Source organism: Peribacillus sp. P4_D6 (assembly GCF_056401795.1).
The window spans coordinates 1-1,492 of the sequence record NZ_JBFUIQ010000317.1 but is presented as its reverse complement, the minus strand read 5'-3'; the positions used below and the strand labels follow the sequence as shown (position 1 = coordinate 1,492).

The 1,492-nt window shown below is 41.6% G+C and carries 3 protein-coding genes; 2 read left to right on the top strand and 1 reads right to left on the bottom strand.

Going from position 1 to position 1,492, the window contains the following annotated elements:
- Window positions 1-38: 38 nt before the first annotated feature.
- Window positions 39-290 carry a YkuS family protein gene (locus AC1DVB_RS27155; protein ID WP_034307261.1) on the top strand — a complete coding sequence of 84 codons (252 nt, stop codon included), beginning with the start codon at window positions 39-41 and terminating at the stop codon, window positions 288-290.
- A gap of 55 nt (window positions 291-345) precedes the next feature.
- Here the strand turns inward: AC1DVB_RS27155 and AC1DVB_RS27150 are convergent, their stop codons facing one another.
- Window positions 346-795 carry an OsmC family protein gene (locus tag AC1DVB_RS27150; protein ID WP_063576028.1) on the bottom strand — a complete coding sequence of 150 codons (450 nt, stop codon included), beginning with the start codon at window positions 793-795 and terminating at the stop codon, window positions 346-348.
- 353 nt (window positions 796-1,148) lie between these two features.
- Between AC1DVB_RS27150 and AC1DVB_RS27145 the strand changes: the two genes are divergently transcribed.
- On the top strand, window positions 1,149-1,492 hold a 344-nt coding region (locus AC1DVB_RS27145; RefSeq protein ID WP_477591933.1), incomplete at its 3' end, for an SDR family NAD(P)-dependent oxidoreductase.

The following is a 1,492-nucleotide window of genomic DNA, read 5'->3' as shown; positions in this document are numbered from 1 at the left end:
GATAAGGACAGGTTAGAGGGTAGAGGAGGTGTGTGTTGATGTCAAGAATCGGTGTTGAAGAATCATTAACGAATATTCAGGAAGCACTTCGTGAAAAAGGTTTTGATGTTGTGGAAATTAAACAAGAAGCTGACGCAAAAAACGTGGATTGTTGTGTGGTAACAGGTTTGGAAAGTAATGTGATGGGTATAAGCGATACTTCATTAAAAGCGTCTATCATTGAGGCAAATGGTTTAACGGCTGATGAAGTATGCCGCGAGGTTGAAAATAAAGTGAATACCATTCAATAGTTCAAAAAGTGCCTAAACCGATATAGGGTTAGGCACTTTTTCTGTTTATTCAAGGTTACTGTGCTATGGAAATTTCCGCAATCAACTCCACTGCTACATTCCCTTTGATCGCCCGGGAAATCATACATGAAGTCTCGGCTTTTTCAGCAAGTCTCCCCGCTTTTTCAACCACTTTTTCAGAAGTACCCGGCACCAATATAAGTGCGGGGCGATGAATGATTTTCTTATAGGTGAATACACCATTCGTAACATCCACTAACGCTTCCGATTGCATGGTCAAGCTCACCTTTTCTATATGGGACCGCTCTAACATGGCAGCATAGGTAATGATATAGCAGGTCGATGCCGCTCCAAGCAGCATTTCATCGGGATTAGTTCCAATCCCTGGTCCTTCCATTTCCGTAGGAATGCTTATCTGTGTTTGAAGATTCCCTGAATGAATCGTGCCGCTATCATTTCTGCCGCCAGGCCACTCCGCAGTTAAATGAAAGTGATGTATTGTCATTTTTTAACCTCCTTACTATTCTATAGTGTAAACGACAAAACAGGTTAAGTATCCGATTTTGCTCAATCAGTCAAATAATCCAGAGATTTCCAGAGTTTTTAAATGGCAAAGAATCCGCTGTGCGGATCTAAGATATGAATCGATCAAATAAATTACCGCCCTGCCGAATTACGTTTCCAGTAGGCTCAATTTCTGCTAGCTGACAGAAGCATGCTTATTAAATATAAGATACATGTTGATGAAACAAAAGGCAGAGGCATTAGGCTATTTTAAGCACAATATTGGATAGGCTTTTCTATAATGATATAGACGGTTTTATATAAATAATACTTCATTAAGGAAGGGCTGAAAAGTTGACTACATTGAGTAATATGTTCGATTTGACTAATAAAACGGCTATCATTACCGGCGGCGGCAGAGGACTGGGCAAACAGATCGCCATGGCGTTGGGAGAGGCTGGCGCAAATATAGTCATTGCTTCACGAAATCTGCCTTTATGTGAGGAGGTATGTGAAGACTTGCAATCGATGGGTGTTAATGCCGTTGCCTTTGAATGTGATATCACCGATGTGAGCGCCATTGACCATGTCGTTCAGGAAACGGTTGCTCAATTCGGCACGATTGATATTCTTGTCAATAATAGCGGTACGTCTTGGTCAGGTCCGCTTTTGGATCTTCCCAAGGACAAGTGGGAAAA